This is a genomic window from Streptomyces sparsogenes subsp. cuspidosporus (assembly GCF_039532705.1).
GTDB classification, from domain to species: Bacteria; Actinomycetota; Actinomycetes; order Streptomycetales; family Streptomycetaceae; genus Streptomyces; species Streptomyces sparsogenes.
Genome location: NZ_BAAASD010000009.1, coordinates 148,602 through 175,323, shown reverse-complemented (window position 1 = coordinate 175,323; position 26,722 = coordinate 148,602). Strand labels below are relative to the sequence as shown.

Genomic DNA, 26,722 nt, shown 5'->3' with positions numbered 1-26,722 from the left:
CGCGAGGGGTGCCGGTGCGGCATGGACACCGGCGGACACCGGCACCCCGTGCGGCCGGCCCGGCTACAGCCGGGGGTCCACCGGCTCGGACTCCAGGGCCAGCACGCCGAAGACCGCCTCGTGGACCCGCCACAGCGGCTCCCCGTCCGCCAGCCGGTCCAGCGCCTCGAGCCCGAGCGCGTACTCGCGCAGCGCGAGCGACCGCTTGTGGCCCAGGTGCCGCTCCCGCAGCCGGTCCAGGTGCTCGGGGCGGGTGTACTCCGGGCCGTAGATGATCCGGAGGTACTCGCGGCCGCGGCACTTGACGCCGGGCTGCACCAGGCGGCCGTCTCCCTTGCGGACGAGCCCCTGCAGCGGTTTGACCACCATGCCCTCGCCGCCGGCCTCCGTCAGCTCCAGCCACCACCGCACGCCCTCGGCGACCGACGCCTCGTCCTCGGTGTCGACGACCAGCCGGCGGGTGGGGGCGAGCAGCCGGTTCACATACTTCGGGGTGAAGGCGCAGATGGAGTTGTTGGCGTAGACGTCGAGCTCCTCCCGCTCGATGAGCCGGTCGATCATCGCGAGCTGCTGGTCGTGGGGCAGCGCGGCGAGGCTGCGGCCGCGCGCCGCCAGGATCTGGAACGGCGCCAGCCGGATGCCGTCCAGCCCGTCCGTGCCGCGCGCCCCCACCGCGCGGCGGCCGGTCTCCCGCTCCTCGCCCGGCCAGCCGCGCCGCGGGTCGCCGACCGGCCAGCAGTAGCGGCGGTACGCCTCGGTGAAGGCGGCCGCGTCCGAGGCCCGCTCGCGCTGCTTGCCGAGCAGGGCGGTCACCTCCACGCCGCGCGCGGCGGCCGACTCCAGGGCGGCCAGCGCCCCGGGGAACGCGGCGCCGGCGGCCGCGCCCACGGCCGCGTACTGGTTGCGCAGCAACCCCTCCGCCTTCAGCGACCAGGGCATCAGCTCGGCGTCGAGCAGCAGCCAGTCGGTGTCCAGATCCTCCCACAGGCCCTCGTGGCCGATGGTGGCGCGCAGCCGGCGCAGGACGCGCTCGGTCATCGCCGGGTCGTCGAAGAACGGCCGGCCCGTGCGCGTGTACAGCGCGCCGGACACGCCCTCGGGCGTGCCGAAGCGCTCGCCCGCCACCTCCTCGTCGCGGCAGACCAGCACCACCGCACGCGACCCCATGTGCTTCTCCTCGCACACCACCTCGCGCACCCCGTCCGCCCGGTAGGCGGCGAACGCCTCCGCCGGGTGCTCCAGGTAGCCGGGTTCGCGCGAGGTGGCGCAGGGGGCCATGGTCGGCGGGAGGTACGGGAGCAGCCGGGGGTCGATCGCGAAGCGGCTCATGACCTCCAGCGCCGCCGCCGCGTTCTCCTCCTTCACGGCGACGCGGCCCATGTGACGGGTCTCGACGACCCGGCGGCCGTGCACGTCCTTCAGGTCGAGCGGGCGGCCGTCGGCGCCTCCCGGGCCCTCGGTCGCCAGCGGCTTGACGGGCTCGTACCAGACCCGCTCGGCGGGGACGTCCACCAGCTCGCGCTCGGGCCAGCGCAGGGCGGTCATCCTGCCGCCGAAGACACAGCCGGTGTCGAGGCAGATGGTGTTGTTCAGCCAGGACGCCCGCGGGGTGGGGGTGTGGCCGTAGACGACGGCGGCGCGACCGCGGTAGTCCTCGGCCCACGGGTAGCGCACGGGCAGGCCGAACTCGTCGGTCTCGCCGGTCGTGTCGCCGTAGAGCGCGTGCGAGCGGACCCGGCCGGAGGTGCGGCCGTGGTACTTCTCGGGCAGCCCGGCGTGGCAGACCACCAGGGCGCCGCCGTCCAGCACGTAGTGGCTGACGAGCGAGGCGATGAACTCCCGCATCCGCTCGCGGAAGGCGGGGTCGGTGGCGTCCTCCTTCTCCAGCTGCTCGATGGTCTCGGCCAGGCCGTGGGTGTTCCGGACGTTGCGGCCCCCCAGGTAGCGGCCGAGCTTGTTCTCGTGGTTGCCGGGCACGCACAGCGCGGCGCCCGAGGCGACCATGCCCATCACCAGGCGCAGCACGCCCGGGCTGTCGGGCCCGCGGTCGACGAGGTCGCCGACGAAGACGGCCGTGCGGCCCTCGGGGTGGGTGGCGTCGACGGGGCGGCCGAGGGGGTCGCGGCGCAGTACGTAGCCGAGCCTGCCGAGCAGGGTCTCCAGCTCCGAGCGGCAGCCGTGGACGTCGCCGATGATGTCGAACGGCCCGGTCAGATGGCGCAGGTCGTTGTAGCGGCGCTCGGTGACGACCTCGGCGGCCGCCACCTCCTCCTCGCCGCGCAGGATGTGCACCTTGCGGAAGCCCTCGCGCTCCAGGGACTTCAGCGACCGGCGCAGCTCGCGCCGCTGGCGGGGGATGACATGGGCGGGCAGGTCCGCCCGGTCGGGCCGCTCGGCGTTGCGCCGCGCGCAGACGCCCTCCGGCACGTCGAGGACGATGGCGACGGGCAGCACGTCGTGTTCGCGGGCGAGCTCGATCAGGCTGCGGCGGGCCTGGGGCTGGACGTTGGTCGCGTCGACGACGGTGAGCCGCCCGGCGGCAAGCCGCTTGCCCGCGATGTAGTGGAGCACGTCGAAGGCGTCGGGGGTGGCGCTCTGGTCGTTCTCGTCGTCGGCGACCAGACCCCGGCAGACGTCGGAGGAGACGATCTGGGTGGGCAGGAAGTGGCGCCGGGCGAAGGTGGACTTGCCGGAGCCGGTGGTGCCGATGAGCACCACGAGGGAGAGGTCGGGCACGGCGAGGCCGCGCTTGGCGGTGGTCATGCGGCCGTCTCCTTCGCGGTGGTGGTGCCGGTGGTGGTGTCGGTGCCGGTGCTGCTGTGGGTTTCCGTGCTGGTTTCCGTGCTGGTTTCCGTGCTGGTTTCCGTGCTGGTTTCCGTACGGGTCCCTGTGCTGGTCCCTGTGCTGGTCCCTGTGCTGGTCCCTGTGCTGGTCCCTGTACGGGTCCCTGTACGGGTCCCTGTGCTGGTTTCCGTGCGGGTCCCTGTGCCGGTCTCTGTGCCGAGGCGGAACAGCGCGAGCTGGGTCGGGGGGCCGACCTCGGGGTCGTCGGGGCCGACGGGCCGGAACTCCACGGCGTAGCCATGGCGTGCGGCGACGGCCCGCGCCCAGCCGCGGAACTCCTCCCGCGTCCACTCGAAGCGGTGGTCGGGGTGGCGCGCCCGCCCGGCGGGCAGGGTCTCCCACCGCACGTTGTACTCCACGTTAGGCGTGGTCACCACGACCGTGCGGGGCCGGGCGGCGCCGAACACCGCGTACTCCAGGGCGGGCAGCCGCGGCGGGTCCAGGTGCTCGATCACCTCGCTGAGCACCGCCGCGTCGTATCCGCGCAGGCGGCCGTCGGTGTACGCCAGCGACCCCTGGAGCAGCTTGACGCGCGACGAGCGGCGCTCACCCATCCGGTCCAGGCGCAGCCGCCGGGCCGCCTCGTTCAGCGCGCGCATCGACACGTCGACGCCGACGATCTCGGTGAACCGTGGGTCCTTGAGGAGCGCGCCCACCAACTGCCCCTGCCCGCAGCCCAGGTCGAGCACCCGGGCGGCCTCGGCCGAGCGGAGTGCGTCGAGGATCGCCTCGCGCCGCCGCACGGCCAGCGGCACCGGCTTCTCCTCGGTGTCGTGCCGCTCGTCGACGGCGTTGTCGATCTCCTCCACCTCCGTGTCGTCCGCCTCCGCGAGCCGCACCAGCTCCAGCCGCTCCAGCGCGCTGCGCGTGAGCGACCAGCGGCGGGCCAGGTAGCGGCTGGTGATGAGCCGCTGCTCGGGGTGGTGTTCGAGCCAGCCCTCGCCGGAGGCGAGCAGCTTGTCCACCTCGTCCGGGGCCACCCAGTAGTGCTTGGCGTCGTCGAGCACCGGCAGCAGCACATACAGCTGGCGCAGCGCCTCGGCCAGCCGCAGCTCGCCCTCCAGGACCAGCCGTACGTAGCGGGAGTCGCCCCACTGCGGGAACCGCGGGTCCAGCGGCACCGGCTCGGCCGTCACCGCCCAGCCCAGCGGCTCGAAGAGCCGCACCACCAGCTCGGCGCCGCCGCGCGCGGGGAGGGCGGGCACCTCGATCCGCAGCGGCATGGTCCGCTCGGGCAGCTCGGGCCGCGCCTTGCACCGGCCCTTGAGGGCGCTGGAGAAGACGCTGCTGAGCGCGACGGCGAGCAGCGACGAGGCGGCGTAGGGGCGGTCGTTGACGTAGTTCCCCAGGGCCGCGTCCGGAGCGCCGCCCCGGCCCTTCCCCCGGCCCCGCCGCACCAGCGCCACCGGATCCACCTCCAGCAGCAGCGCCGCCGTGCAGCGCTCGCTGTCCGCCTCGGGGTAGAAGACGTGGGCCGTGCCGTGGGAGGTCGAGAACCGCTGCGCGTTGTCGGGATGCTTGTGCAGCAGGAACCCGAGGTCGGTCGCGGGGCGCTCGGCTGTGCCGGTGGTGGATATCGTCAGGAACACCCGTCCGAGTATCGCCGGACCACCCCCGCGTTCCTAATCGTTTTGTCCAGCCCACGGGTTGTGCGGGACGACCGCTCGGGACCTTCGGGAAGTGGCCCGGCGCCGCAGGGAAGCGATGCCCTGGTCCAGGGCGGCTTCCAGATGTGTCAGCCGACCCGTCGACATGAAGATCAGCACTCCGCCCTGAATACCGGCCAGCAGCGCTGCCGCGCTGTGGTCCGCGTCCAGATCGGTGTCCACCTCGCCGAGGCCCTGCATATGGCGGATGCCCGTGGCCAATTCGTGCTGCCACTGCTCAAGGAGTTCCGTGGCCACGGCCTGCGCGCCCTCCGTGGCCGGTCCGACCTGGGAGACGGCCACCTGGAGCGGACAGTCCCTGCCCTGCTCGCGGTAGCGGGAGACCACCTTGTCGCGCCAGTCCTGCCAGGCGGACCACGAGGTGAGGGCGGAGAGCTCCGGCTGCTGGTCGCTGATCACCCGGGCCGCCTCATGGCGGGCCACGGCCAGCAGCAGTTCCTCCTTCCCGCCGGGGAAGTAGTGGAACAGCTGGCTCTTGCTGGTCGACGTGCGCTCCATGACGTCGTCGAGGGTCATGGCGAACACGCCGTGCCGCCGGATCTCCGAGGCGGTGCCTTCGATGATGCGCTGCTTGGTGGCGGCGCCCTTGCGCGTCAACGCCACGAGATCCTCCCTGTTCCGAACTCGCTGCTTCGGATTCGCTGCTTCGAACTCGCTGCTCGGGATTAGCTGCTTCGGATTCGCTGCCTCGGATTCGCTGTCCTACCCGCGTGTTCAGGGAATGAGCAGCAGCTTCCCGGTCGTCCTGCGGGACTCGAGGTCCGCGTGCGCCTTGGCGGCCTCCGAGAGGGCGTAGCGCCCTCCGATGCGCGGGGTGACCTGCCCCTTCCTGATCATGTCGAAGACCTCGGCGCTCCGCTCGACCAGGGCTTCCCGCGTGGGCACGTGGTGGTGCACGACCGGATAGGTCAGCAGAGTGCTCTTCGGCAGATCGGTCACGGAGATCGACGGGACGCCCATGAAGGGTCCGTAGTAGGCGTGCACACCGTGCAACCGCAGGGACAGCTGGGAAGACCGGAAGGTGGAGGTGCCACCGCCGTCGTACACCACATGCGCGCCCTCGCCGCCGGTCAGCTCCTTCACCCGGTCCTCGAACCCGCCCCCGGCCGACACCAGGACGTGGTCCGCTCCGGCCTCCTCGGCCACGGCCACCTTTTCCTCCCGCGACACCAGGCCGATCACCCTGCCGCCCCTGGCCTTGATCATCTGCGTCAGCAGAAGACCCACGCCACCGGCCGCGGCGTGCACCACGGCCGTGTCCCCAGGCTTGATCGCGTAGGTCTCGGTGGTGAAGTGGTTCGCGGTCAATCCCTGCATCATCACGGCGGCCGCGGTCTCGTCCGGCACCTCGTCCGGGACCTTCACCAGCGAGTCCACGGGGATGGACAGCACCTCCGCGTAGCTGCCCGGGTGGTAGAACCAGGCCACCCGGTCACCCACGGCCAGGTCGTCGACCCCGTCACCGACGGCGCTCACGTAGCCCATGCCCTCGACGCCCAGGACCGTCGGGGCGGCCCAGCCCGGGCCGCCCACCGACCGTGCGCCCACGTCCATGTAGTTGACCCCTGCGACGCCGAGCCGGACGAGCGCTTCCCCGGGGCCCGGCGCTGGATCGGGACGTTCGGTCCAGGTCATGACCTCCGGACCGCCGTGGTTCCGGATGTGGATCGCGTGCATGGCGGTTGCCTCTCCCTGAGTGGTCGCCGAGCCCAGTCCGAAGGCGTCGACGTGGTGCACCGTAGGGACTCAAAAATGGACCGGCAAGTCCAGAAAGGTCCTGCCTTGTCGATGCGACCCGGGCTCACTTTCAGGTGTGTCCGGGCCGCGCGCGACTCCGGACGGAGCCGCACCCACCCCTCACTTCCGAGCGTCGGTCAGCACGGCCGCCAGCTCCGCGATCCGGTCCGGCCCCACCCGGCAGCAGCCGCCGATGAGCCGCGCGCCCCCGTCGTGCCACGCCTTCACCCGCGCCGGGTCGAACGTCGACCGACCGCGCCAGCCGCGGGCCCTGGCGTCCCACTCCTCGCCGCTGTTCGGATAGACCACCACCGGCTTGCCCGTGGCCTCGGCGGCGATCTCCACCGCCCGGTCGGCGTCGCCCGGCTCGCAGCAGTTGACGCCCACGGCCAGCACCTGGTCATTCCCCGCCGCCAGGGCGAAGGCCTCGCGCAGCGGCTGCCCGGCCCGCGTGTGCTCGCCCGCGATGCTGTACGAGAGCCACACCGGCACCCCGCAGCCGTCGACCGCCCGCAGCAGCGCCTCGGCCTCGTCGGCGTCCGGCACCGTCTCCAGCGCGAGCACATCGGGCCCGGCCGCGGCCAGCGCCTCGATCCGCGGCCGGTGGAACCGCTCCAGCTCCTCGACGCTCAGCCCGTAGCGCCCCCGGTACTCGCTGCCGTCCGCCAGCATCGCCCCGTACGGGCCGACGGACGCGGCCACCCACACCGGCCGGTCCACGCCGCCGCCCGCGCCCTCGGCGGCCCGGCGCGCCAGCTCCACGCTGCGCTCCAGCAGCCCCGTGGCCTCCTTCTCCGTCACCCCGCGACGGGCGAAGCCCTGGTAGGTCGCCTGATAGCTGCTGGTGATCAGCACCCGCGCGCCCGCCCGCGCATACGCCGCGTGGGCCGCCTCGATCTGCCGCGGGTCGTCGGCCAGCAGCCGGGCCGACCACAGCTCGTCGGACAGGTCACAGCCCTGGGCCTCCAGCTGGTTGGACAGCCCGCCGTCGAGGACGAGCGGCCCCTCCTCCAGGGCGGCGGCCAGTGGCGTACGGCGGGCAGACATCACGGGTGCTCCTAGCTCGGGGTCGTGCTCACGGCCCGGGGTCGTGCTCACGGCCCGGGGTCGTGCTCACGGCCCGGGGCCTCTCATGGCCCAGGGCGTGCTCGGCGGGCGGCTCAGCCCAGCTGGGCCTGGACCTGGGATGAAATCAGCTCCAGGTGATCGAGGTCGTCGAGGTCCAGAATCTGGAGATAGATCCGGGACGAGCCGGCCTGCGCATAGCGGCCGATCTTGTCGACGACCTCGGCCGGCGAGCCCGCCAGACCGTTCTCCTTCAACTCGTCCACCTGGCGTCCGATGGCGTCGGCCCGCCGGGCGACCTCGGCGTCGTCCTTGCCCACGCAGACCACCAGCGCGTTGGAGTACACCAGGTCGTCGCCCTTGCGGCCGGCGGCCTCGGCCGCCGCGCGCACCCGCTCGAACTGCCGCTCACTGTCCTCCGCCGAGGCGAACGGCATATTGAACTCGTCCGCGTACTGCCCCGCGAGGCGGGGGGTGCGGGTCTTCCCGTGGCCGCCGATCAGCACGGGCACCCGCTGCTGCGCGGGCTTGGGCAGCGCGGGCGAGTCGGCGAGCTGGTAGTACGTCCCCTCGTATCCGAAGGTCTCGCCGACCGGAGTCCGCCACAGGCCGGTGACGATGGCCAGCTGCTCCTCCAGCCTGGCGAACTTCTCCGCCGGGAAGGGGATGCCGTAGGCCCGGTGCTCCTCCTCGTACCAGCCGGCGCCCAGGCCCAGCTCCACGCGGCCGCCGGACATCTGGTCCACCTGCGCCACCTGGATCGCGAGCACGCCGGGCAGCCGGAAGGTGGCGGCCGTCATCAGCGTGCCGAGCCGGATCCGCCGGGTCTCGCGGGCGATCCCGGCCAGGGTGATCCACGCGTCGGTGGGGCCGGGCAGCCCGTCGGCATCCCCCATGCTCAGATAGTGGTCGGAGCGGAAGAAGGCGTCGAAGCCGAGGTCCTCCGTGGCCTTGGCGACGCTGAGCAGGGTGTCGTAGCTCGCCCCCTGCTGGGGCTCGGTGAAGATTCGCAGATCCATGCGTCCCATCCTGCACTGTCATGCCGCGCCACCCCACTCCAGCACCGTGAGGTGCCGGAGCATCCCGTGCACCCGGTCCCGCGCCTCGTCCGCCGCGTCGATCGCCTCGACACACTGCCAGTACAGCGCCTCCTCGTCCGTGTTGGAGGCGACGCCGACCAGCGCGAAACCCGCCTCCGCGAGCAGATCGCCGAGGGCCAGCAGCACCCCCCTCGGATCCCGCACCTCCGACAGCTCGGCGGCCCGTAAGCCCCCGCCGCGCCGGGCGGGGTAGTGCAGCGCGGGGCGGAACAGGACCCCGCGCGCCCTGCTCCCCGCCTCGCACAGGCCACGCGCCTCCGCGCGCGCGGCCACCGGACCGCTGACCACGAAGTGGCCACCGATCGCCTCCGCGAGCGCCTGTATCTGCCAGGCCTCGGCCACGATGTCATGCACGGTCCCGGCCTGCGCCAGGGCGTGCCGAGTGACACCGATCAGCCGCATCGCGTCCATGCCCCGATCCCCTCTCAACGGACTTCCCGCACCCGTCACTCCTCCACTACCCAGAGTGATGACTAACAGGCCGAAAAGCTAGGGGAATTCAGGAATTTGTTGACAACAGTTGCGTTGTGGATAACTTCGTCACTACTCAGAGTGACAAAACGAAGATCCTTACCGCCTGGCGGCCGGGAAACGGACCTCATTGCGGTCGATCTTGGCGGCGAGAGCCGCCAGCGCGTCGATCCCCAACACCTCGCAGAACTGGAGCAGATACGCCAGCACGTCGGCGACCTCGTCCTCCACCCGGGCCGCGCTCTTCTCGTCCTCCATCACCCGCGCCGACTCCTCCGGCGTCAGCCACTGGAAGATCTCCACCAGCTCCGACGCCTCGACGCTCAGCGCCGTGGCCAGGTTCTTGGGCGTGTGGTACGGCTGCCAGTCGCGCGCCGCGGCGAACGCTGCGAGCCGGCGCTGCAGCGCCCGCACGTCCCGCTCCTGGCCCTGCGACTCATCCGGCTGTGGGTACTCTCGTGCCTCGCTCACACCCCAGGTGTACCACTGTCGCCCCGGCGCCTTCCTCCGCATCCGGCAGGTCCGCCACCGGCGGCTCCGCCACCGTCCCCACCAGACGGATGTGCCCCCGCGCGCACATCCGCGCCGCGACCCCCAGCAGCGCCCGCGCCTGCCGCCGGTCCAGGCACCGGTCGAACCCGTCGGCCAGCACCGTCAGCACCTGCCGCGCCGCGAGCACATCCGTCACCGGGTCCATCTCCAGCACGCCCGGGCCGGTGAGCAGCACCAGAGCCAGCGCGATGTAGCGCAGCTCCCCGTCCCCCAGCCGCTCGACGGGCATCGCCCCCAGCTCCCCCTGCGCCAGCAGGGCCCGCACCGCCCCGCCCGCCGGGCACTCCGCCGTGACCAGGTCCTCCACCGGCCCGGTGCAGCCCGCCCGGACCGCCCTGACCAGCGCCGCGTGCCGGGTGCCGCACTCCCGGCTGGTGCGCCGCAGCACCGCCGCGAGGTTCTCGCAGCCGCCCCGCAGCCGCCCGTCCCGCGGCGGCGCGGGCGCCCGCATCCGCTCCGGCCGCGGGTCGCACGCGAAGACGGACCGCAGCGCGATGACCACCTGCTCGGCGGCGGCCAGCGCGAGCCGCTGCCCCTCGGTCTTGCCCGCCACCCGCAGCGGCAGCAGCGCGGTCGCCAGCCGGTCGTCGGGCAGCGGGGCCCGGGTGACCGCGACCGCCCCCGCCGTGTGCCAGGCGGCCTGCACCCGGCGCCGCCCCGGGTCGCGCAGCGCCGTCTCCAGCAGGGTCTCCCCCGCGCCCGTCATCCGCTCGCCCACGATCCGCAGCTCGGGCTCCGCCTGCACGGCCACATCCAGCCGCACCGGCCCCACCGGGCCGTCCACCGTGCAGCCGATCCGGAACCCCCGCCGCCCCTGCCCGTCCGGCCGCGCCCGCCGCGGGACGTACCCCGCCGGATCGCGGAACACCTCCTCCAACCGCTGTCCGCCCGCCAGGCGCGCGAGCGCCGTGTACGCCTCCAACACACCGGACTTACCGCTTCCGCTGGGTCCGGCGATCAACGTCAGCGGCCCCAGGGGAAAGGCCGCGCGGCAGTGCGTCTTGAAGGCCGACAGCCTCAACTCCGTGACGACCGGCCGCAGTCCGGATGCGCTCATGCCCCGGAACGTATCTCCCGCGCCGCACCGGCGAACCGTTCCGTCTTCCGTATCTTCCTAATCTTCCTACGAACGGGGGACGGTGGCCGCCCCGAGGACGACCGGCGCGACGCCCCGGGGAGCGTCGACGCTCGCTTCCGGACCGTGTCAGCCGTTCAGCGCCCGGTCGACGACGAGGCTGTCGGCGGCCTGCCTCAGCTTGACGAGCCTGCCGTCGCGGGCGGTCCAGATGTGGACGAACCTGGCGTCCACTCGGTCGCTCTGCCTGGTCTCGCAGTGGTAGTGGCCGAGGACGAAGACATGGCCGTCGTCGTCCGCGTAGTACTCCTCACCCACGGGATAGAACGTGTCGAACCGCTCGAAGAGCGGGCCGAAGAAATCCCGGCCCACGCTCTCGAACCCCTTGTACACACCGCCACCCGGGAAACCGGGCGTGATGTCCCAGACAATGTCCGGGTCGATGACCTCCTCGAGGACGGCCGGAGCGGCCTGGGACTCGTAGAGCCTGCGGACCAGGGCGATGTTGTCGGATGCGGACATGCTGTCGGAGGCGGACATGGAGGCGCTCCTTCGAGAACAACGGCGGACGCGGAAGAGGGCCCGGTGTGAGACCGCGACGGTGCCAGGCCTCGCGGCTGGCCCGCCCGGCGAGGAGGTACGCGGTCTGCCACGCCACGCGGCCGCCGAGGCGCTCGGCGGTGGCGATGCCCGACAGGTGGCCCGCGTCCGGACCCCCGTCGACCGGCGCCCGGGCTCCGGCACCCAGAAAACAGCCTAGGCGGTTGAGGTCGCCCTCGCTGCTCCTGGTTCACCCCGACCACCGCCGCCGGCATCAGCCTCGTCATCAAGGGCGACGGCACCAGCACCAAGGTCGGCTTCACCGCCGCCGAGGTCGCCCCGATCATGCGCGCGATCCGCGCGGACGTCGAGCGGCCGCGGACCTGAATCGCACACTATGGGCACGTCTCAGGCCGCGGCTGACAACCCGCGACGCGCCACCGCTGTGCGCAGGCAGGCCCCACCGCGCCGCTGGTCCGCCGTTGACATCGCCACAGGGTCGGCTGAGGAGGATCACAGGTCCGGACGGATCTTGCTGCCGATGTGAGCGAGGCGGATCGTCCGTTCCTCCGGGACCAGGCGGAAGTGGATGCGGCCGGCCCCCGTGGTGAACCGGGCGTGCAGGTCGAAGGTGGATGTTTCTCCGTCCAGGTCGGTAAAACGGCACACGGCCTCACCTGACCGGCCGCCGCAGCGGCTGGTGGCCGGCCGGCGCACTGATCGCCAGAGCCCTCGTGTAGTGCCACCGCGGAAAGGGCGAGGAGACGGGCATCGCCACGCCGTACGGTGTACAGGCGGACGCGACCCTGGAGGCTCTGCGGGACGCCCCGTCCGCCGAAGTGCGCCCGCTGCGGCGGTACAAGCATCGAACTGCGTCGCCGCAAAGGGGCTCCTTGGGTACCCAGAGCGTCAAACGAGCGTGAGCGACCAGCCGGCATCCTTACCGAACCGCTGCAGCGAGATCTGCCAACAAGACGTCGGCCACCAGTTCCTCGACCACTGCGGTGCCATGCTCGGTCATGGCGCGCGTCAGTTCGGGGTCCCAGGGTGCCGCGGTGAGTCGGCCGGGCTGAGGGCCCTTCGGTGTGCGCGCGACCGCGGCACGGTAGTCCGCGGCCGTCATGCGCCAGGGTTGGACCGGCGTCTTGTCCAGGAGATACGCGGCGATGCGAACGCCTTCTCCGTCGAAGTCGCCGTGGTACCGGAGGGCGGCGCCCTGGTCCGCGAGAAGGCGGAGGAGATGGATGGCCGCGCTGTTGGGCCAGCCGGACGTGCACACGAGCGGCGGGCAGTCCGCGCCGAAGCGGCGCACCGCGAGAGCCAGGATGCTGGGGTTCTCCACGGCGTGGACGACGGGCGTGGGGGCAAGGGCCAGCGTGAACTCGCCTGGGGTGCGCAGTTGGGCGAGGGTGAGGCTGGCGGCCTGTCCAGCCTCGGCGCACACTCGGGACACACGGGCGAGCGGACCGTCGCCGAACGGGCGCAGACCGGCGACGAGGACGGTGGCGGACAGGTCGTCATCGGCGACACCCGCGCGAGCCCACAACGCACGCCGTTCCGCCGCGGACTGCGGCACGGCGGTGTCGTAAAGGGTTGCCAGGGCGCGCAGGACGAGGGTCGACAGCGGAGTGCCGTCGTCAAGTGCGTGTGAGTGACCGTTCAGGACTCGGGCGGCGAAGACGGGCAGTGGCTCCGCGCGGGCAGGTAGCTCCCCGAGCACGGTGAGCGCGTCTGTGAGCAGCGCTCGGGTGTGTTCCGGTGAGGCTCCGACCAGCCCGGCGGCTCGGCAGGAGGCAACCCAGTCCGACAGCGCGGGCTGGGCCCTCACGGTGTCGTGGCCGGCCAGCCAGGTCCACAGCCTGGTGCGCTCGCCCTCCAGGCGACGCCGTTCGCCCGCTCGGTCACCGAGAGGGCCGACGAGTTCGGTGACGGTTTCCCTGACGGTACGGCCACACAGCTCGGTGACGGCTTCTTCCAGCCGGGCCAGAGCGACGGAGGGCCGGGCGTCCGGCAGCCGGTCGAGGCCGAGCAGGTCGGCCAGGGCTTCGCGCTGGGCCTCGTCGAGCGGTCCGAGCCGAACGCGTGTGACAGGGCGGCCGGAGGACAGGCGGTCGTGGACCGTGTGCCAGAGCGAGCGGAGTTCGGGGCGGCGCAGGGTGCGTTCGCCCGGAGCCGGATCCGGGCGAGTCATCCTGCCTCCAGGTCCGTGCCGTTCCACACGAAGCGCGCGCTGGTGACCGCGTCGTCGGCCGCGTCGGTGAGGAGTTGATGGACGGCGATGCCGGGCAGTTCGCCGTAGGTGCACCACTCGTGGTCGGAGGTGACCATGAGGTCCAGGTCGAGTGCGGTGAGCAGCGCGAAGACCTGTCCGCGGTTTACCGTGTCGACGCCGACGAAGACCTCGTCCAGCAGGATCGGCCGGGGTGCGAGGGGCACTGCCTCGTAGTGGGCGGCGACGGCGGCGAACAGCGGCAGGTGAAGGGCGATGGCTTTCTCTCCGCCGGAGAGCGCGCCGTGCAGCTTCTTGGTCAGGGGCTGCCACCCGGACCCGTTCGCCCGGTCGAGGCGGACGGTGAAGCGGTGCCAGGCCGTGTAGTCGAGCACCTCACCGAGCTGCTCCTCCCAGCTCGCGGCCGTTTCGCTGCCCTTGGCCTCCTCGATACGGGCGCGGAAGAACGCGTGCAGGGCCTCCCGGTCGGTCTCGGTGACCCGGCCGGGGTCCTTCAGCAGCAGCTGCCGGGCGGTGCGGGTGCTGTCCGGGAGGTCCGGACGGACGTCCCACACGAGTTGGACGGCGACGTTGGAGGCGGTGCGGACCCGCTCCAGGTGTCCGTTCATCCGGTCGACCAGTTCACCGGCCTGACGGATGCGCGCCGCGAGGTGGCGGCGGATGTCGCCGGTGAGGATCTGGTCGAACAGGCGCCGTTCCGCGGTGGTGATGTCGTCCCGGCTGCGGTCGCGCTCCTGGGTGAGCGCGGTGAGCATGCCCGTCGCTCCCACGCGTACGCCGTCCAGAGTGGCGGTGAAGAGCTGGATGTCGTCGTCCGGTTCCAGGTCCAGGTCGGCGCGGGCGCCGAGGCGCTGGCGGGCCTCGTGGACCGCTTCGGACAGGCGGCTCGCGGCATCACCCAGGTTCCGCGGAGCGTGCGGGATGCTCGCCCACTCGGCGGCTGTGGCGCGGGCGGCCTCCAGGGTGGCCTTCGTGCCGTCCGCGGCATCGAGTTCGGGTGTGATGCCGGCATCCTCGGCCAGCCCGGCCAGGCACAGGTGCCGGAATCGCTCTGCCGCGGCGTCCCGGGTGGCGACGGCCCGTTCCCGTCCTTCGGCGTCCTGGGCGCTGGTGGCCCGAAGTTCTCCGATACGTCCTTCCAGGCGCAACAGGAGATCAGCCGCCCGGCGGACCTCCTCACGGCAGCGGCGCAGCTCGGCGCGCGCCTCGGCGACGCGTGCGACGATCTGCCGGTAGTCCTCGCCGACGGTGGCCTCCACCGCGTCCAGGCGCGCCTTCAGCCCCGCCGCTTCCGCTTCTGCGGCGCCCGCGTCCTCGGCCCGTGCCTCGGCGGTCCGGCGCGAACGGTCTGCCTGTACGGCCCTCTGGTGGGCCCGGTCGGCGGCGGCGGTCGCGGCGAGGCGGGCGTCCACCCAGCTGTCGGCGGTGTCCCGGAACTCGTCGATGGCGGAGGACAGTTCGCGCAACCGGTCGCGGTCAGTGGGCAGCCCGTGTTCCGCGGCACTGCGGTCGAGCGTGCGCAGAGCACCCGCCACCTCGCTCTCGCACCGCGCCAGACGCCCCGCGGCGTCGCGCACGGCGTCGTCCCGAGCGGCCACCCTCTCCTCGGCTCGGTCCCGGTCACGCCGTCGGGCGTCGAGTTCCCGGTGGTCGGGGCGGGCGGCGCGGTCGGCGTCAAGCCGGGCGCGGCGGGCGGCGAGGCCGCGCAGCTGGTCGTCGAAGGTGGCGAGCGAGGCATCGGTCTCAGCGATGCGGTCGGTCAGTTCGCCGATCCTGCGCTGTCGGGCCCGCTGCCGTGCGAGGGCGCCGATGTAGGTCGGCTCCGGCTTGCTCCATGTACCGGTGGCGAGCGCGAGACGCCAGGCGCCGTCGGCGGAGACGGCCGCGGGGTGCCCGCCCGGCAGCGTCGTCCCGTACGCGACACCGGCGAGGATGCGGGTCACGGTGTCGGCCGGGACAGGGATGTCGGCCTCGGGCTCCAGCACCTCCAGCAGGCTGGGCCCCGGCGCGGTCACGGATAGGGCCGCCTCGGCGCGGGTGTCGTGCCCCGGCAGGGTGATCCCGTCGTAGGGGCTGACCCAGGCGTCCAGGAGGCCCGACGCCTCCAGTGCTGCCTCTACGGCGGCCTGCCCGGCGAGTGGGAAGCCTTCGCGGAAAGCGACCAACCGCCACAGGGGTGCTCCCGCCGTCGCCGTGCGGACGGTGGTGCGGGTGGGCGGGGGCACCGGCGGCAGGTCGGTCTCGCCGCTGAGCCGTCGTACTTCCTCCGCCAGTCGGCCACGCTCGTCCCGCAGGCTCTGACGTGCGGCTCGGGTGGTGGCCTCCGCCGTGGCGATCTTCTGTTCCAGCGGACGCGCGGCGGCTTCGGTCAGGGCGGTCACCGCGGCCTCGTCCGCCGCTCTGACCCTCAGTTCCTCGGAGTCGGTGATACGCAGTTCAGCGCAGCCCTCGGCCCAGGCGAGCAGCCGTTCCGCCTGCGCGGCGAGGGCGTCGTCCCAGGCGGCGGCCGCCTCGTCCCGCCGGGCGATCGCCTGCGCGAGCCGGTTGCGGGCCTCGTCCAGCAGTTCCTCGGCGGCGCGTCGGTCGCGTACCGCGCGATCGTGCTCGTCGATCGCCGTGGTGACGAGGGTGACCTGCTGCCGTCGGGCGGTGACCGCGCCGCGCAGCAGCCGACGGGCTTGGCGCGCCCCGTTCTCGGCAGTCGTGCGCGGGCCAGGGGAGTCCTGGTCGCGTCCCGTGCTGTCGGGCAGGGCCATCCCGGAATCCGCGTCCAGGATCGTCCTCGTCTCGTGGTGGATGGACTCCAGCCCTGCTGCCCGAGCCGACCGGTGTGCGTCCGCGGCGGCCTCGCGCGCGTGCTCGTCGAGCGTGCGGGCCTGGCTCGCCGCCTCGTCGGCGTGCCGCTGGTCCTCCTCCGCCTGGTGCTGAGCGTCCTGGGCGGTGGCTCGTCGCCGCCGGGCGGTTCCTGTCGCGTCTTCGGTACGACGGCGGAGCCGGTCGAGTTCCTCGCCCTGTTTGTACGCGTCACTCTCGCGCAGGCCCTCGATGGTCTCCTCCAGGGCATGTGCGCGCAGCTCCTGTTCCTCACGCCGGCCCTGCGCGGACTCCCGCTCCGTCAGCGCCTGTTCGAGCTGCGCGGCGCTCTGGCGGGCGACGCGGGTGAGGTTGTCCATCTCGGTGGTGGCCGAGATCAGCGCGGCGGAACCGGCGCGCAGGACCCGTCGCGCGTAGGCGCGCTGCCGGGAAGCGACGGTCTCGGCCGCCGTCACCTCCTCGTCGAGCCGCTTGAGGTGTTCGCGCTGCCGGTCCAGCCGCTCGAATCCCTCGGCGAGTTCGGCGATCTCTCCCTCGCCCAGCGGGGGCAGAGCGCGGGACAGCAGGGTGGAGAGCAGGGACGGGTCGAGCCTTTCGGACAGTTTGGGCTGGCGCAGCTGGAGCAGGGCGGACAGCAGTGACTCGTAACGCTGCTCCCCCATGCCGGCGAAGAGTTCACGCCGTACGGCGGTGCGGTAGTCGGTGGCCGAGGCATGGACCTCTCCGCGATCACGCACGGCTTCGGCGAGGGCGGCCCGGGTCAGTGGCTGTCCCGCCTCGTTGACCAGGAGCACACCCTCGGGGTCGGCGATTCTGGAGCGGGTGGTGAAGTAGTCGGCGTGCACCGTGCTGGTGTGTACGCTCGCCTGCAGGCGCGCCCCGCAGCCGAACCACCGCTCGGTGCCGTCGTCGCCGACCCGACGGAACTCCATCCACACATACCCGACGCGGGTCTTGCCGGAGGCGCCCTCGCCCAGCAGGTTCCAGTGCATGGTGCGTTCCGAACCACCGAACGTGGACAGGCGGTTGGGGCGGAGACTGGCGTCGAAGAGGAAGGGCAGCAGCAGCTCCAGCGCCTTGGACTTGCCCGAACCGTTCTGGCCGCGCAGCAGCAGGCGGCCCCGGTGGAAGGTGAACGTCTCGTCGTAGTAGCGCCAGACGTTGAGGATGCCCGCCCGGTGCGGCTGCCATCGGCTGACGGCGTCGCCCGTCGCAGGTGCCTCGTCCGGCTCGGTGGGCTCCGGCCGCCGGGGAAGCGGAAGCTCTGTGACGCTCACTGCTGTTCTCCTTGACTGCGTTCACTGCCTTCCGGATCCGGACTCGCCGTCTCCGTCAGGCGGTAGCGGTACGCGGCCGGGCACGCGACGACCCGACCCCTGGCCCGGCGCACCAGGCCGACGTCACGCAGGACGCGTACGGCGTCGTCGGCCAGCCGGGCAGCGCCGTCCTCGGACTGATACGCCTTGGCCCAGCGCGGGAAGCGGCGCAGCAGATTCGCTCCCGCCTCGGCGAGCTGCTCGGGCAGCAGTCCGGCGGGCGCGGCGCACAGCGGCTCCAGGAGGAGCAGCGCGGCGACCCTGGCAGTCGACGTGTCGTCGGGGAAGCGGATATCGGTGGCGAGCCCGTCCGGGTCCACGAGCAGGAAGCCCTCGGCTCGCTCCTCCAGGAGGAAGCCGGCCTGCTCGACCGAACGGCGCAGGATCTGGCGTCCGGTCAGGGAGGTGGCGTACGCCAGCTCGTCGTCGGTGAGGTCCGTCCGGTGGAGCACGGGGTCGTCGAAGAGGCGGCGCAGGACCGAGTGGCGCAGCTTCAGGTTGCGTTGCGTGTCCGTGGCGGCGGTCTCGCCGTGTGCCTCGTCCGTCGTCCCCTCGGCGAGCGACCCGCCGTAACGGCGCTCCCGTACGAGACCGATGAGGAGGGACTCGAACCGTATCGGCACCTCGTCCGGGGGTACGGCGAGCCGGGAGGCGCCGACGGGCGCGGCGGGCAGCCGCATGAGCAGCGTGGTGTCCACGCGGTAGAGGACTTTGGCCTCCGCGGACTCGACGTACGCCTCGGTGGTGCCGTCGACCGCGCGCAGCACGTCGTACGACTCCAGCAGCTTCAGGACGTCGACGAACGCCATCCGCTCCGGCTTGTGAACCGGGTCGAATGCGGCCAGCGCCCGGTCGGCCGCCGTGGCCTGAACGACCCGGTCGGCGAGCATGCCGATGGTCGTCATCGGCATCGACAGCAGCTCGGCGGCGGTCACGCACAGCAGCACGTAACGCCGGCGGTCGAACGGGGCCCGGCCGGTGCGCGCCCTGCGGGCCGGACGGGAGCCGTCCGGGTCGGCGCGGACCTTGGTGAGGCGGGCGTACCCTCGGCGGGGCTCCACCACCAGGCTCCAGCCGCAGGTGTAGTCGAACCACTGGGCCAGCGGCTCGCGTCGGCGGCGGACGAGTTCGAAGCCGGCCGGGTCGGCAGCCTCGGTCAGCAGGGGTCTGGCCAGCAGGATACGGATGGCGCGGGCGACTTCCTCCCGTTCCGCGGACGCGAGTTGGTTGGCGAGGGTACTCATCCGGCCGCCTCCTGCCGCGCGCCGCGGACGCGCGGAACGGCGCTCGCTCCGCCCACCGCCGTGAAGTGGACGACGTAGTCCGGTCCGGTCAGGGTGCCCTTCGTCGTGCGCAGTACGGCGGTGCGCTCGTCGGGAGACGGAGACAGCGCGATCTCCACCCGGCCGTCCCCCGTCATGGCGCGCCGCAGGCCGCTCGCGTCCGGGCGGGCGGACAGGGCCCGGCCCAGCAGGTCGAGCAACCGATGGAAGACGGCGGGCTCCAGCGTGCCGAAGGAGGACAGGCGTACGGGACCGTCCGTCTTCAGCGCCTCCCAGGCGCGCGCGAGTTCCGCACGCTCCGCGCGGGCCCGCTCCGCACGCTCGGCCCTGACCGCCGCGACGTCCCGCACCTTGGCCGTGCGGGTGAAGCGCTCCGTCCTTCCGCTGGTCCGCAGCAGCGCCGACACCTCCACGGGCGGGGCCTCTGACCAGGACTGGGACGACGGGATCAACTCCGGATCCGGGTGGGCGAGGTGGGCGTGACGTGCCGAGCCGAGCCCGAAGGCCGCCGACCACAGCCGGTGCAGGTCCTCCTCCGCGGGCGCCCCGGCGAACCAGCGCGCCAGCTCCCGGAAGTCCTGCACCGCGCTGGAGGAACGGCGCCGTGACTCGTTGATCCGCTCCAGGACCTGCAGGAGCGAGACGATGGCCCGCCGGGCGATGTCGTGCAGCTGCTCGATCCGGGGCCGTGTCCCGTCGTGCGGCAGGAACCATGCCCGCAGACCCGCCCACCGCGCCCGCCTGCTCTCCAGCCAGCCGGCCGCGGGGTTCGCACCGGCCACCGGCGGCAGCTCGGCCCCGCGCAGGGCCCGCTCGCGCAGCACGGCGGTCCCCCGCTCCTCCACCCGGGCCACGGCGGCGGCGACCGCCTGCCCGCGCCGGTCGAGGTTGACCAGGAACTCCTGCAGATACGCGACAGTCGCGGCCTTGACCTCGCGGAACACCGCCAGATCCGCGCCCTCGGCGCGCACCAGGCGCTGCAGTTCAGCGTTGAACGCCTTGGTGTTCTCCACCAGGGCCTCCGAGTGTCCCTCCAGCTCGCGCAAGGTAGTGAAGATCCGGCGGTCGGCCGAGGCGGGTTCGCCGGACAGCAGGCAGAGCTCGTCCAGGCGGTCGGCGATGGCCTCCAGCACGGCCGTCTGCAGCGCCCCCGTGGAGGCCAGCACCTCCAGCGCGTGCCGTACTCCGGCGAGGGCGGCCTCGCCCCGACGGGTCAGTGAGTACTGGAGGTTGCGACGCTCGTATTCCTCGGCCGTGCGGTAGTTCTCCGCGTGGTTGTGCACGACGTCCAGAAGCTCCCACTGCACGAGCTTCTTGAGTGCCTCGTGCAGCTCTTCGTCCTCGACTGCCGCCGCCCAGCCCACCGCGCGCAGCCGCTCGCGCACCGCGTCGAGCCCCAGCGCCGTCTCCAGGTGCTCGCCGGCCACGCCGAAGGCCTCCAGCACCGCCCCGTACAGGTCGGACCTCTCCACCGTCGTGAACCGGAACATCTCCGGTGGCACCCTGCGCATGCCCGCGCCCCCTCCCCAGCACCTCGGCGGCATCCGGACCCTCCACCGTAGTGGTCGGCTCCGACGTTCCGGAGGGAGTCCCGGCCAACTGGTCCCCCGCCGACACCGACAGCATCCGATCCTCGCCTCACTGCCTCCGGCCCACCGAGCGCACCTGGAGCGAGCTCTCGCCGACAGCGCGGGATACATCGGTTTGAAGACCTGCTGAACGGGACGACCCGTATCGGTCTCATCCGAGACCCTGTCGGGCAGAGTCTGATCGAGCACGACGTACGAGCCGGCCTCGGTGAGGTGATACCTCTGTTCGATGACTGGCGCAGGCTCGACAACGTGCGATGCGACACTCAGGTGCTGGAGGACTCCACCGGGCGCCGCCTCGAGATCGTCAACGTCAATGCCACCCCGGTGGAGTGCCGAGTGGGCACGGACGTATCCCCCTCTCTCCTACGCCCGCGTTCTTCTCAGTGACGACTGCACATGCGGACCGAAGAACGGCCGCATCATCAGCTACGAAACGCATGGGCCGATACCTCGTCAGTTCACAGTTCACGGAACTGGTGCAGCCTGGAGCGCGCCCGAGTGGGTCACAGCGTCGTGATGGGGATCGAGACAAGCGAGGAAACGCCTCGGGAACGCTCCACACGCATCCGTAGTCGCAGCGTGAAGGTACACACGTACCGGCCGCCCGGGTGCCCGGGCGGCCGGTACGGTGTCACACCCTGTCAGCCGGTCTCACCCGCGCAGCGCCACACACTCCCGGAGCACCGGTTCCAGGCGCATCTGGGTGTCCTCGCGGTCGAACACCTGGAGGGCGTCGAGGCAGGTGACGATCCACCGGGCCTCGTCCTCGTCATCGATCTTGAGCGCGACAGCGGTCACCGCGCCCTCCAGGTCGAAGAGGCCGTCCCTGAACTCGTCGTCGAGGGCGCGGTACCCGGCAGTCAGCAGCGGGTCCGTGTACACGCCGGTCGCCTCCGCGAAGTCGCGGGCCTCGGCCCGGTCCGAGCGAAGGCCGGCCAGGCGGCGCAACACCTCGTCGGGGTCGCTCAGTTCCTCGTACAGGCGGTGGGCTCGGACGACCAGGAGCGGCCAGCCGCCGGTCAGTTCGTGGAGACGGTCCAGACGGTCCTCCGTATGGAACATGTTGACGCGCTGGGTCCAGCCGCGCAGGCTGCGGCGATCATGGCGACGCAGCACCACCGGAGCGGCCGAGATGGGTTCGGTTCCCGTCAGCAGGGAGCGCCACAGGGCGAGCTGGGCTGGGTCGGTGACGAGGACGACCGCTCGGGTGACCCCCGGGGTGGCGGGCAACAACGTCTTGGCCAGGTCGACGGCTTCACGGCAGGTCTCGGGCCGGACAGGGTCCCGGTAGTTGACGAAGTCGCTGATGACGACCCGTCGTTCGCGGGGGCGTCCGCCGGTGAGTTCCTGCTTGTAGACGCTGGGCTTGCCCACGGGCGGCAGTGTCCAGCCGTCGATCGGTCCGGCGATCGTACGTAAGGTGCGGGCGACGTCGGTGACTCCGGTGGCGGTGGTGCCGAGGACGACCCTGGTCCGATTGGACCGCTCGCCCAGAAGGTCGTCGAGCTGGGTGTTGGTCAGCGGAGCAGGCCGGCCGTCGGGCAGCTCGGGGCGACCCTCCTGCACAATGCTCTCCTGGAGTTCACAGTCCTGCTCGGCCCTGAGCAGACGGGCCTCCACCTCGTGGGAGGTACCGATCATGCGCAGGGCGTTGGGACCGCGCAGATGCCAGCCCAGGCCGTCGTGGTTGGGCGCGAGGATGCCGAGACCGACCATCTCGGAGAGATAGGCGCGGAAACCCTCGGTGTCGAGCTGCTCGAACCCCTTGCGCCAATACGTCTCGCACTCCTCGCGCAGCTCGGTGTCGCTCAGCCGCACCTCCAGTCCGTGATGCCGGGCGTGGTACGCCATCACATTGGCGATCACGTCGTAGCGGTGGTCGAGGCTCAGCGTGTCCTTGAAGGCCGCCGAGATGCCGTCCCGGAGCGCGGCGTCCGACTCCACGACCTCGATGTCGGTCACCTTCACCTCGTAAGGAGGTCCCTCGGCTCCGCGCCGCGCCCGCTTGCGGTGCATCAGCTCGACCAGCCGGTGCCCGAACATCTGCAGCAGGAAAGGCTGGTAGGAGCAGTAGCCGAGCACACGATTGACGAGATCCAGGTCCTTGAACTCGAACCCGAGCGCCCTCATCGGCTCGACCAGCAGCTCCGCCGCCGACTGGGGAGCCAGCGGGCCGATCACCTTCGGGGTCTGAGCGAGGTGGCCGAACGGCCCGTTGCTCGCGAGCTTGGAGAAGCGCTGAACGGAGTGCAGTCCGGCGAAGACGACCTTGGCGCGGTCCTTGGTGTCGGACCCGAGGCCCTTTAGTTTCTTGGTCTGGTCGAAGCGCGGGGCGTCGGCCTCGAAGAACTGGTCGCACTCGTCGAGCAGGATCAGCAGACGGCGCCGCGAGTCCCCGTCCAGCCATGCCCGGATGCCGGCGCGCACCCGCTCCGAGATCTCCTGCCGCTTTCCGCGCCCCTGCGACCGGTCGTCGAGTACCTGTGCCACGGAAAGCTCCCGCAGCAGGACGCTCCACAGCGCCTCCGGCCCGCGCGAGCTGCCTTTGCCGATGTTCTCCTGGTCGAGGTTGACGTACACCGCCTGCTGATAGCCGGGACGTTGTTCCGTGAACCGTTCCCCGGCGTCGGCGAGCAGAGCCGACTTACCCAGGCCCCGGCCGCCGTAGATGACCTGGGTGCCGCGCGGATCGAGGATGCTCTTGCGTTCGGCGTCGCGGCCGTAGAACATCTCGCCGCCGATCCGGCCGCGCTTCTCCCTGATGTACGGGTTGACACCGGAAAAGGGCAGCAGGGTCTGCGTGGCGGTGCTGACCTGGCGGTCGCCGCGGGCCGCGAGATAGGCGAGGGCGGCGTCGTCCACGACCAGCAGCGGCTGCAACCGGTCGGAGCCGACGGCGAGTTCGACGCGGGCCTCACGGCTCAGCGTGCCGAAGTAGACGACGAGAAGGCTCGCTCCACTGGTGTCGCGCTCCGCCCAGCTCATGACGACCTTGGCGGGCGGCCTGCCCCAGACCATCATCACCCGCAGGTTGCCGCCCTGCTCCGTGATCTGCGACCCGAACGCGGGCGCCTTCGCCCTGCCGTTGATCTCCACCCCGGTCGCTTCGAAGAGACGGTATTCCCGCCGGTGCTGGGACCGGTCGTCGAGCGGCCTGGCGCTCTTGGCGTCGTAGCCGAGGAGCTTGAGGAGGGGCGGCACCTGCCGTGTCGGAGCCACCTGGAGCCGGTCCTTCCGCTCGGTGGCGGCGAGCGCGCGCCACTCGTCGAGAGCACCGGCCGCCAGCGCCGCCTCGTCGGTGGAGAGGCCGCCGTAGTCCAGGACGGGGACCATCGGATGCTTGCCGCCGGACCGGACCATCTCCACGAGGTCGTGGTCGATGCCTCCGGGCAGCCCATCGGGCACGGCCGGGAAGAACTCGGTCAGATGGGACTCGCCGCCCTCGATCTCCGGGACGGGTTCGCCGATCTCCAGGAAGTAGACGAGGTCGGCGGCAGTGGCCAGGTCGTTCGTCTCCAGGCGTCGCAGGACCTGGGCCCGCTCCTCCCCGGAGGGGTCCAGGGCGTCGAGCCGGGCCCGGATCCGGTCCGCCGCCTGCTGCCGGAAGGCAGGCAGGTCGCTCCGTACGGTGTCGAGCGCCCGCCGCACGTGCAACAGGGCGTCCCCGTCGGCACCTTCGAGGCGGTTGTGGGCGTCGGCCAGCAGCTCCTGAAGGCCCAGATCCTGGTCCTCGGTCACGGCGCCGTCGGCCTGCGCGCGGTGCAGCTCGGCGACGAGTTCGCCGTGTGCCTTCCGCAGCTGCAGGCGCCGGGCGGTCTCCCTGTCACCGATCTCGGCTTCCGTGGGCGGGACGAACTCCCCGGCCCGGGCAGCGGGCAGCAGCCCTCGTCCGGCCAGCTCGACGATGTCACGGGCCGCGGTGAAGGCGTCGTGCGAGAGCCGCTCGTCGATGGCGACCTGCCAGCTCCGTTCGACGGCGATCAGCAGCTCGCCGAGCGACGGTTGCCCGTCTCGGGTGTCCTGAACCTTCAACAGCTCCGCATCGAGGACGAGTTCGGAGTCGAACGGACCGCCGGAACGCGTGGTCACGGTGTCGCCGGCCAGCAGAGCGAACAACTCTCCCATCGAGGCGTGGGCCGCCCAGGCCATAGCGCCCGAGAGGGCGTCCGGGCGCCGCGCCAACCGCTCCAGTTCGCTCAGCGCCGCTTCCCTGCCGTCCAGCAGGGACTGGCGCAGGGAGGAGATCTCCTTGACCGCCCGGCTGCCGTCGGAACGGTCGCCGCGACGGGCGCCGTCGACCGCCAGGCACCACTCCTTGACCAGGCTGACGGCCCGCTCCACCAGATGCACCAGGTCCTGCCGCCCGGAACCCTGGAGCGGCTTGCCGCTGGACGAGCGGTACTTACGGTCCATACGGTCGATCTCACTGTTGACCTCGGCCAGTTTCGACAGCCGGTCGGCCTGGTCCCGCACCTGCTGCAGCGCGTCGCGGTTGTCACCGGCGACGGTCGTGAGCAGCGATCCGAGCATTCCGTCGTCGGGGGCGAGCCAGCGCTTGGCGATCTCCGTCGCCCGTGCGAAACGCAGCCGCTGCGGCGCAAGCAGAGCACGGCTCTGCTCGCGCAGCTCCCGCAGCCGGGCCTCCGTCTCGGAGACGTCGGCGACCAGCGGCGAGGCGATCATCAAGGCGCCGCTGAGGGCACGGTCGGCGACGTCGGTCGCCGCCTCCCCGAGCCGGTCCGGGAGCCGGGGCACCAGCGCCTTGAGCTGAGCGCCCGCAGCGTGGTCGCCGGTGATCAGCGCGGTACGCAGCAGGGCAGGCAGCAGGAGGAGTTCGCTGCCCTCGGTGTCCTGACCCGCGTATCCGCCGTACTCCTGGAGCAGGTCGGCGGTCAGCCGGGCACTCTGGCTGTCCCCGGAGGTGAGCAGCGCGGCGGCACCGGCCAGGCGGAGCGCCGCCACCTGGGGCCCGGGATGTCCGGCGGCCCTCGCCACATGGTGGGCGAGTCCGAAGCGCCGCTCGACGACCAGCTGCGCCAGGGCCCGCTCGGCCGCGGACTCGTCGGAGTCGTCGGAGTCGTCACCCGCGGCCGGGGCCACTTCCCGGACGGGCGTCTCCTCAGCGGGAGAGACCGTGGGTTCGGCGGGCGCCTGGACGGACGCGTCAGCGGACGTGGGGGGCGCCGGGTCGCTGTCGGCGGCCGGCGCGGCGTGTGCGTCCGGGGCGTGGATCGGCCCGGCGGTCGTCGTGGCTTCCGGCTCGGAGGCGGACTGGGGGGCGGTCTCCTCGTACGGTGCGGCCGACTGTACGGTTCCGCGTTTTGCGGTCGTCTCGGCGTCGGCGGGCTTGGCGGTGCCGTGCGCCTCGGCCCCGGCGGGGTGTGGGTCACCGTCCACCGGCTGGTCCAGCGTCAGCTCAGGAGCGATCAGCACCGCCATGGCACACGCTGGCAGGACCCGTACGACCTGCGCCTGCAGTGCCAGGATCTCCGTCGCGGCATCCGCCTGCCGCCCCAGCCTGATGAGGCGGGCCAGGGCAGCGAGCGCGGCGCTCTCCTCGCGTTGCGACTGCTCCCACACCGGCATGTCCAACAGGCGGCGGGCCGCCCCGCGCACGGCCTCGGCGGCAGCGGCGGCAGCGGCGGAGCTGTCCGGGCGGCAGGCGACATCCAGCAGTTCCCGCAGCAGCTCGCGGGCCTGGAGGTCACGCTCCTGTGCTGTCCGGTGCGCGCGTGCGGCGCGCGTCATGTCTTCCAGGCGACGAGGCACCCCCTCGATCCCGGCGGCCCGGAACACCATCTCCACGCCATCGAAGGCGGTGCCCAGCGCGACGAGCGAGGCCAGGTCCTCGTCCTGCGGAGGACGGCCGTCCATGACCGCGTCGGTGACCATCTCCGCGGCCTGGCGGGCCCCCGCGAGGGCGGACTCCAGCTGCCGACAAGCCGCCTCCGGAGCCATCCTTTCCTCGGTCCCGGCGCCCTCGGACGCCGTAGCGGTCTCCTCGTGCGAGGTGCCGGGGACCGCTGCCGCGGACTCCGGCGCGGTGGCACTGGTGCCCGGCCGGTCGGCGACGTCGGCGCGCCGGGTCTCCCGTCCTCCGCGAGCGCCAGCTCGTCGTCTTCCGCCGCTCCGGAGGCGAAGTCGGGGTACGCCTCTACGAGGGGCCGCGCCGCGGCAGCGACGGCGGCGAGCCGAGCGGTCTCCTCGTCACCGGCCGCCGCCCCGAACCAGTCCTGGTCCGCCGCCCAGGCAAGGATGTGAGCGTCGGTGACGGAGGCGTTGCACCACGCGAACACGGTGGCCCGGACCAGCGTCGCGCCCCATCGAGCAACAGGGTCGGGAACCATCTCCCCGTCCTGTGCCAGGACGAAGTTGCCCACCTGGTTCATCACGGTGACCGTAAGTCCCCTGACCCCGCATGTGCACGCGTGCTGCC

Annotated in this window: 16 protein-coding genes; all 16 read right to left on the bottom strand. The window is 72.3% G+C overall.

Annotation, left to right across the window (positions count from 1 at the left end):
• Positions 1-63 precede the first annotated feature (63 nt).
• Positions 64-2,763, bottom strand: coding sequence for a polynucleotide kinase-phosphatase (locus tag ABFY07_RS14340; RefSeq protein WP_346174865.1), 2,700 nt, complete (start codon positions 2,761-2,763; stop codon positions 64-66).
• Positions 2,760-4,433 (bottom strand): 3' terminal RNA ribose 2'-O-methyltransferase Hen1, encoded by a 1,674-nt coding sequence (locus tag ABFY07_RS14335; RefSeq protein ID WP_346174864.1) that lies wholly within the window; start codon positions 4,431-4,433, stop codon positions 2,760-2,762. The genes ABFY07_RS14340 and ABFY07_RS14335 overlap by 4 nt, the downstream gene beginning before the upstream one ends.
• Positions 4,434-4,466: 33 nt before the next feature.
• On the bottom strand, positions 4,467-5,114 hold the full coding sequence (locus tag ABFY07_RS14330; protein ID WP_346174863.1) for a TetR/AcrR family transcriptional regulator: 648 nt from the start codon (positions 5,112-5,114) through the stop codon (positions 4,467-4,469).
• Positions 5,115-5,225: 111 nt separating this feature from the next.
• Positions 5,226-6,188 (bottom strand): quinone oxidoreductase family protein, encoded by a 963-nt coding sequence (locus ABFY07_RS14325; protein WP_346174862.1) that lies wholly within the window; start codon positions 6,186-6,188, stop codon positions 5,226-5,228.
• Between the two features lie 180 nt (positions 6,189-6,368).
• Positions 6,369-7,295: a homocysteine S-methyltransferase gene (gene mmuM / locus ABFY07_RS14320; RefSeq protein WP_346174861.1), complete on the bottom strand. Its 927-nt coding sequence runs from the start codon at positions 7,293-7,295 to the stop codon at positions 6,369-6,371.
• Positions 7,296-7,408: 113 nt separating this feature from the next.
• Positions 7,409-8,332, bottom strand: a complete 924-nt coding sequence (locus tag ABFY07_RS14315) for an LLM class F420-dependent oxidoreductase (protein WP_346174860.1) — start codon at positions 8,330-8,332, stop codon at positions 7,409-7,411.
• 18 nt (positions 8,333-8,350) lie between these two features.
• Entirely contained in the window at positions 8,351-8,824 is a 474-nt protein-coding gene (locus tag ABFY07_RS14310; protein WP_065965431.1) for a DUF6099 family protein, read from the bottom strand.
• Between the two features lie 159 nt (positions 8,825-8,983).
• On the bottom strand, positions 8,984-9,355 hold the full coding sequence (locus ABFY07_RS14305; protein WP_428836925.1) for a nucleotide pyrophosphohydrolase: 372 nt from the start codon (positions 9,353-9,355) through the stop codon (positions 8,984-8,986).
• Positions 9,321-10,493, bottom strand: coding sequence for an AAA family ATPase (locus tag ABFY07_RS14300; protein ID WP_346174859.1), 1,173 nt, complete (start codon positions 10,491-10,493; stop codon positions 9,321-9,323). Before ABFY07_RS14300 ends, ABFY07_RS14305 begins: the two co-directional genes overlap by 35 nt.
• Positions 10,494-10,640: 147 nt before the next feature.
• Positions 10,641-11,051, bottom strand: a complete 411-nt coding sequence (locus tag ABFY07_RS14295; protein WP_346174858.1) for a nuclear transport factor 2 family protein — start codon at positions 11,049-11,051, stop codon at positions 10,641-10,643.
• Positions 11,052-11,564: 513 nt separating this feature from the next.
• Positions 11,565-11,720: a hypothetical protein gene (locus tag ABFY07_RS14290; protein ID WP_346174857.1), complete on the bottom strand. Its 156-nt coding sequence runs from the start codon at positions 11,718-11,720 to the stop codon at positions 11,565-11,567.
• A gap of 271 nt (positions 11,721-11,991) precedes the next feature.
• On the bottom strand, positions 11,992-13,242 hold the full coding sequence (locus ABFY07_RS14285) for a TIGR02679 family protein (protein WP_346174856.1): 1,251 nt from the start codon (positions 13,240-13,242) through the stop codon (positions 11,992-11,994).
• Complete coding sequence (locus tag ABFY07_RS14280) at positions 13,239-17,372, bottom strand: TIGR02680 family protein (protein ID WP_346174855.1); 4,134 nt, start codon at positions 17,370-17,372, stop codon at positions 13,239-13,241. Before ABFY07_RS14280 ends, ABFY07_RS14285 begins: the two co-directional genes overlap by 4 nt.
• The gene (locus ABFY07_RS14275) at positions 17,369-18,655 is read right to left on the bottom strand and encodes a TIGR02678 family protein (RefSeq protein ID WP_346174854.1); all 1,287 of its coding nucleotides are present in this window, start codon (positions 18,653-18,655) and stop codon (positions 17,369-17,371) included. Before ABFY07_RS14275 ends, ABFY07_RS14280 begins: the two co-directional genes overlap by 4 nt.
• On the bottom strand, positions 18,652-20,205 hold the full coding sequence (locus ABFY07_RS14270; RefSeq protein ID WP_346174853.1) for a TIGR02677 family protein: 1,554 nt from the start codon (positions 20,203-20,205) through the stop codon (positions 18,652-18,654). Before ABFY07_RS14270 ends, ABFY07_RS14275 begins: the two co-directional genes overlap by 4 nt.
• A gap of 732 nt (positions 20,206-20,937) precedes the next feature.
• Entirely contained in the window at positions 20,938-26,244 is a 5,307-nt protein-coding gene (locus tag ABFY07_RS14265; RefSeq protein WP_346174852.1) for a hypothetical protein, read from the bottom strand.
• Between the last annotated feature and the right edge of the window lie 478 nt (positions 26,245-26,722).